The following is a 5,695-nucleotide window of genomic DNA, read 5'->3' on the forward strand; positions in this document are numbered from 1 at the left end:
CCCATCCCGACTCACCAAACACGCAACAACTCAGAGCCGAACACAACCTGCAGTTGCTGTTGCTTCAGACGTTGCCCGCAAGCAGTCGCGGCCGCAGGCCGCGCCGGACACTCACAGATGCCGCAGTTCCTGCTTCAGCGTCGCCACACAGCGGCGGCTGACCTCCAGCGGCTGCTTGCCATGCCGGAGCACCGCCTGCACCTGCCCGCCCACGCCACGACGCAGTTCCACCAGTTCGTGCCGCGCCACCAGACAGTTGCGGTGGATGCGCACGAAGCGGCTGGCGAATTCCTCCTCCAGCGACTTCAGCGACTCCTCGATCAGGTCCTCACCACGCGCGTGGTGCACCACCACGTACTTTTCCTCGGCCTGCAGGTAATGGATGTCATCCAGTGGAATCAGCCGCAGGCTGCCCCGCAGCCGGGCGCACAGCATGCTGCGTGCCTGTTGCCCCGCGTCGTGCTGTGGCTGCCCCCCGCGCCCGGCCAGAAAGGTCCGTGCGCGCGCGATGGCCGCTGCCAGCCGCTCGGCACGCACCGGCTTCATCAGGTAGTCGATGGCCGCCGCTTCGAATGCCGACAAGGCATGCGCGTCATATGCCGTACAGAACACCACCGCCGGGCGTGGCTCGAAGCTGGCCAGGTGACGGGCCGCTTCCAGCCCATCGAGTCCGGGCATCGCAATGTCCAGCAGCACCAGGTCCGGCTGCAGTTCCGCGCAGGCGTGCAGGGCCTGCTCGCCGTTACCGGCCTCGGCCACCACGTCCACCCCCTCCTGCGCGGCCAGCAGGCTGCGCAGGCGCTCGCGCGCCAGCGGTTCGTCATCGGCGATGACTACCCTCACGATCGTTCCCTCACTGGATCGGCACCGTCACCTGGCAGGCATAGTAGCCCTCGCTCCAGCCGGCCGTCATCCGTGCGGCACTGCCGAAGCGCCACGCCAGGCGATGACCGATGCTGTGCTGGGCATGCCCGGCGCCGCGTGCCAGGGCCAGCCCCGGCATCTGTGGATCGGGAGCGGGATTGCGTACGCGGATGTGCAGCTCGTTGCCTTCGCGCGCCACGTGCAGCTCGACGGTGCCACCTTCCGGCAACCGCGAAATGCCATGCAGCACCGCGTTTTCCACCAGTGGCTGCAACACCAGCCGCGGCAGCGGCTGCTGCCACGGCAGCGGCTCGTCACGCTGCCAATGCACCTGCAGGCGCTCTCCCAGGCGCAGCGACTCGATCGACAGGTAACGCTCGGCCAGCTCGCATTCGGCCTGCAGGGTGGAATCTCCATCGCCCGCCCCCAGCGCCGCGCGGAACAGATCGGACAGGTCCAGCACGGCGCGTTCGGCCACCGCCGGATCACGATGCAGCAGACTGGCGATCAGATTCATGCTGTTGAACAGGAAATGCGGACGGATCCGGGCCTGCAGTGCATCGGCCTGTGCACGTGCGTTGGCCTGCACCTGCGCGGCCCAGCGGTCGCTCACGTAGAAGTAGCGCAGGGCCAGCGCGCTGATCAGTGCGCTGGTGGCCGCACTGCCAAGGGTGAAGCGCCAGAAGCTGATGCCACGGGCGAAGCTGTCGCCCAGCACGGCATACAGCGCGTGGATGATGCCCGCGCAGACCACGGCGATCAGCGCCGCCAGCGCGATCGCCGCAGCGGCGCCCAGCAGCGGTGGCAGCCTCGACAGCGCCTGCCGCAGCATGCACAGGCTGGCGGTCACCGCCAGCGCCAGCCAGAGTGCGAAACCGCTGGCCGAAAGCAGCTCGCCCACCGTCCAGTGACGGCTGCCATCGGGCGCCAGGGCCAGCAGCACCACCACCAGCTCGGCCAGGCCGAGCATCGCCGCCAGCCGCCGCAGGCGGCACAGTTCCGGCATCCAGGGAGGCGTGCTGGCCGGTGACATGGGTCAGGCGACGCCCAGGCGTTCCTGCAGCCAGTCACCCAGGGCATCGATCTCCTCGGCACAGACCTGGTGCGCCATCGGGTAGCTGTGCCACTGCACCTGCAGGCCCAACGCGCGCAGCGCCTGCGCGCTGTGTGCGGCTACCGCCTGCGGAATGACCGGGTCGCCGCTGCCGTGGGCCATGAACACCGGCACGTCCACTGCGGTAGCCACGCGCTCGGCGCTGTCCGCGTCGGGCAGGTAGGTGGACAGCGCGATCAGCCCGGCCAGCGGCGCCGTGCGCGACAGCGCGGCGGTAAGAATGATCGCGCCCCCCTGCGAGAAGCCGGCCAGGAAGATCTGCTCCGGCGTGATGCCCCGCTCGATCTCGCGGGCGATCAGGGCCTCTACCTGGGCCACTGATTCGCGCACGCCGGCCATGTCGGCGCGGGAACGGAAATCCATGCCGACGATGTCGTACCAGCCGCGCATCGGCACGCCGTTGTTGATCGTGATCGGCCGCACCGGGGCGTGCGGGAACACGAAGCGCAGCGCCGGCCAGTGCGGACGCACCAGCTCCGGAACGATCGGGGCGAAGTCATGGCCATCGGCGCCGAGGCCGTGCAGCCAGATCACCGACCACTGCGGCGAGGCGCCGGTTTCCTGTTCCACCGTTTGCAGCATGTTGCGGCTCCTTCAGATGCGAGCCGCATTATGCCGCCGGTGTGGGGCGATCAGTACAGCGGTGGCTGTTCGGCCGCTTCCCGGCGCAGCTGCGCGGCGCGTACCAGCACCGGCGGCGGAATGTTCTCCTCGGGGATGTCGAGCAGGCCCAGCCGGTGCAGGAACGCACCGGGACCGCGCGACGAGGTCAGTGCGACCACCGGGATGGCCAGCACCATGCCGATCACCACCGGCGCCATCCATGCCGCCAGCGACGGCGAGACCAGCCAGGCCAGCACGCCCATGAAGGCGCCGAACAGGCCCAGGCCGCCGTAACCGCGCACCAGCGCCATCCAGGAAATGCCACCGTCGTCGCGCTGCTGGGCGTCCCACCCCGAGTCGCGTCCGGACAGCACTTCGGCCACGCCGCGGGACTGCACATACATGACCACCGGCGCCATCAGTGCCGCCAGCACGGTCTCCACCAGCATCGACACGAAGGCACGGAACGCACCGCCGCAGCCACGACGATCCACCGGGTCCAGCAGCATCGCCAGGTAGCCCAGCACCTTGGGCATCAGCAGTACCGCCATGGTGGCGGCGAACAGGCGCACCACCTGCTGCTCGTCCTGCGCACGCCAGTACACGCCGGGCGCCAGGTGCAGCACGGCATTGAAGTCGATGCCTTCCTGGAACAGCGGGATGGCGATGCCGATCAGCATCAGCATCGCCCACATGGGCGCAGTGAAGTAGTGGCCGATGCCGATCAGCATGTGCATGCGGCTGATCCAGTGCAGGCCGCGGCTGCCGACCACCTTGCCGTGCTGCAGGTTACCCTGGCACCAGCGGCGGTCGCGCACCAGCAGGTCGGTCAGGGTCGGCGGGCCTTCCTCATAGCTGCCCCCCAGGTACGGCACCATGTGCGCGGCCCAGCCGCCACGCCGCATCAGCGCGGCTTCGACGAAGTCGTGGCTGAGCACGTGGCCGCCGAACGGCTTGCGCCCAGGCAGCGATGGCAGGCCGGCATGGTCGGCGAAGGCACGGGTGCGGATGATGGCGTTGTGGCCCCAGTAGTTGCTTTCAGCGCCGTGCCACCAGGCCACGCCCCGGGCGATCACCGGCCCGTAGACGCGGCCACCGAACTGCTGCATGCGGGCGAACAGGGTGCGTCCGCCGATCACCGACGGCAGGGTCTGGATCAGGCCGACGTCAGCGTTGTGTTCCATGCCGGCCACCAGGCGCACGATGCTGTCGCCGGTCATCAGGCTGTCGGCGTCCAGGATCAGCATCTGCGGGTAGGCCCCGCCGAAGCGGCGCACCCAGTCGGCGATGTTGCCCGCCTTGCGGCCGCTGTTGTCGCCACGACGGCGGTAGAACAGCCGCACGCGGCCGTCTGGCACCTGCTCGCGGAGCTCGGCGAAGACCTGCTCTTCGGCCCGCGCGATATCGTCACGGCGGGTGTCACTGAGCACGAAGAAGTCGAAACGCTCCAGCTGGCCGGTGGCCGCCACCGATTCGTAGATCGCACGCAGGCCGGCCAGCAGCCGGCGCGGATCCTCGTTGTAGGTCGGCATCAGCAGCGCCGTGCGGCTGTGCACGGTGGGCAGCGGCTTGTCCGGATCAATGCCCAGGCGATAGCCACGGTCGAACACGGCGGTGAGGAAGCCTGCCACCGCGCTGGCGAACGACAGCGCGATCCAGGCGAACAGGCCCACGAACAGCACCAGCAGGCAGGCTTCGAGCACGCTGATGCCGTTGACCGACAACACCCGCCACATCATCCGGGTGGCCGCTGCGGTCATCACCAGCGTGCCGCCCAGGATGTACAGCCGACGCAGGCCGATCAGGCGTGGCGAGGTGCGGTGCCGGCGCACCCTGAGCTGCCCTTCGCGCAGGGTCTGCTCGGGCATCGGCAAGGGCACTTCGGCAGGCAGCAGCGCCCAGCCGGCGTCAGGCCCGGCCGATTCCGCCTCCGCATGGATGGTCTGCACCCCCATCGGCGCCTACTCCGCGCAGTCGGCATGGCCGGCCGTCCGGGCCAGGCTGCATGCACGAAGGTTCCCGGCGCGCCTTCCCGGCGCCCGCACTTGTCCTGGCTGCGTCGGCCTGAGGCCGCGCAGTCGCTGTCTGTCACTACCGGAACCCACACGATCTCCAACGGGGCGGAATCGAAAATGCGGCCCAGTCTAGGCCGCTACATGTAAGCCGGGTGCGAAGGCCTACGCCGGGATTTCTCCCCATTCAGCAAACAGCAGGCGAGGCTGCCGACGGCCTGCCGGATCGACCGCAATTGGATCGAGCAAAACGGGCGGCGGCACATCCCTCGGCGATCGCGCTGGCGACGGGGCCAACGCGATCGATCGTACTTCAGCAGCGCGCGTTACTCGTCCTGCAGGACAACGCCGGCCGCGTCCTGCAGGGCAGCGGTGCGCGCACGGTCCATCGCCACCGCCAGTTGCTGGCGGGCGAGCAGTTGTTGGGCCTGCACCACTTCGGGTGTGGGCAGAAGCACCGGTCCCGGTGCGTTTTCCGGTGTAGCGGGTGTGGTCATGCAACCTCCGTGGACATCCCCGCTGCCGCGCGGGTCCAACCGGGCGGCAGCGGAACTGCGCACCCTATCCTAAAAACAAGGCGGATGGGTGACGTGCAAGCCGGTGAGGCCTGCGCCTGCAAAGGGCATGCGTCACGTTCCAGGCACGCAGCGCTGGATCCTGAATAGGCATTTCCGGTAGCATGAAAACGTTTTCTCACAGGGAAGTTCCTCCCATGAATACCGTCGACCTCACCCACTTCAGCCCCAAGTGGCAGTTCCGCTTCAACTTCTACCGCCAGCACGGCGCGCCCAAGGAGCCCGGCTTCAAGCAGGCATGGCGGGCCCTGTCCTTCGGTGACCGCCTGAAGATCAACCTGAACATCTTTGCCCTGTTCTTCGGCCCCATCTACCTGCTGATCCTGGGCATGTGGCGCAAGGCGCTGGTGGTGGTCGGCATCGCCATCGCCCTGGCGGCCATCACGATGTTCCTGCCCGACATCGTCGGCCGCGCGGTGTTCATCGCCTTCAATGTCCTGGTCGCCTCCAGCACCAACTACAGCTATTACCTGGAAAAGGTGGAAGGCCGGACCGGCTGGAACCCGTTTGAAGGAATGTTCTGAGCC

The 5,695-nt window shown here is 68.3% G+C and carries 6 protein-coding genes; 1 reads left to right on the forward strand and 5 read right to left on the reverse strand.

The features are described 5' to 3' along the window. Positions 1-111: 111 nt before the first annotated feature. The 5 genes from N7367_RS19120 to N7367_RS19140 all read right to left on the reverse strand — a co-directional run bounded on the left by N7367_RS19120 (position 112) and on the right by N7367_RS19140 (position 5,090). Positions 112-843: a LytTR family DNA-binding domain-containing protein gene (locus N7367_RS19120; RefSeq protein WP_053517196.1), complete on the reverse strand. Its 732-nt coding sequence runs from the start codon at positions 841-843 to the stop codon at positions 112-114. 10 nt (positions 844-853) lie between these two features. Further along, positions 854-1,897 carry a sensor histidine kinase gene (locus tag N7367_RS19125; protein ID WP_279943019.1) on the reverse strand — a complete coding sequence of 348 codons (1,044 nt, stop codon included), beginning with the start codon at positions 1,895-1,897 and terminating at the stop codon, positions 854-856. A 3-nt stretch (positions 1,898-1,900) separates the two neighbouring features. Beyond that, a complete protein-coding gene (locus N7367_RS19130) occupies positions 1,901-2,560 on the reverse strand; it encodes an alpha/beta hydrolase (RefSeq protein ID WP_065174484.1) in 660 nt (219 codons plus the stop codon). 50 nt (positions 2,561-2,610) lie between these two features. Continuing rightward, on the reverse strand, positions 2,611-4,536 hold the full coding sequence (gene mdoH, locus N7367_RS19135; protein WP_262218941.1) for a glucans biosynthesis glucosyltransferase MdoH: 1,926 nt from the start codon (positions 4,534-4,536) through the stop codon (positions 2,611-2,613). Between the two features lie 383 nt (positions 4,537-4,919). Beyond that, positions 4,920-5,090, reverse strand: a complete 171-nt coding sequence (locus N7367_RS19140) for a hypothetical protein (protein WP_164972337.1) — start codon at positions 5,088-5,090, stop codon at positions 4,920-4,922. 215 nt (positions 5,091-5,305) lie between these two features. On the opposite strand from N7367_RS19140, the gene N7367_RS19145 reads away from it, so the two are divergent. Continuing rightward, positions 5,306-5,692, forward strand: coding sequence for a DUF2628 domain-containing protein (locus N7367_RS19145; RefSeq protein ID WP_111186117.1), 387 nt, complete (start codon positions 5,306-5,308; stop codon positions 5,690-5,692). The last annotated feature ends 3 nt before the right edge of the window (positions 5,693-5,695 follow it).

The organism is Stenotrophomonas sp. GD04145, assembly GCF_029835135.1.
Lineage (GTDB): Bacteria > Pseudomonadota > Gammaproteobacteria > Xanthomonadales > Xanthomonadaceae > Stenotrophomonas > Stenotrophomonas maltophilia_P.

What these genes read in the sequence shown, in the direction of transcription:
- N7367_RS19125 (WP_279943019.1), bottom strand. Translation starts at nt 1,897, where the DNA reads ATGTCACCGGCCAGCACGCCTCCCTGGATGCCGGAACTGTGCCGCCTG.
- N7367_RS19130 (WP_065174484.1), bottom strand. Translation starts at nt 2,560, where the DNA reads ATGCTGCAAACGGTGGAACAGGAAACCGGCGCCTCGCCGCAGTGGTCG.
- mdoH (WP_262218941.1), bottom strand. Translation starts at nt 4,536, where the DNA reads ATGGGGGTGCAGACCATCCATGCGGAGGCGGAATCGGCCGGGCCTGAC.
- N7367_RS19140 (WP_164972337.1), bottom strand. Translation starts at nt 5,090, where the DNA reads ATGACCACACCCGCTACACCGGAAAACGCACCGGGACCGGTGCTTCTG.
- N7367_RS19145 (WP_111186117.1), top strand. Translation starts at nt 5,306, where the DNA reads ATGAATACCGTCGACCTCACCCACTTCAGCCCCAAGTGGCAGTTCCGC.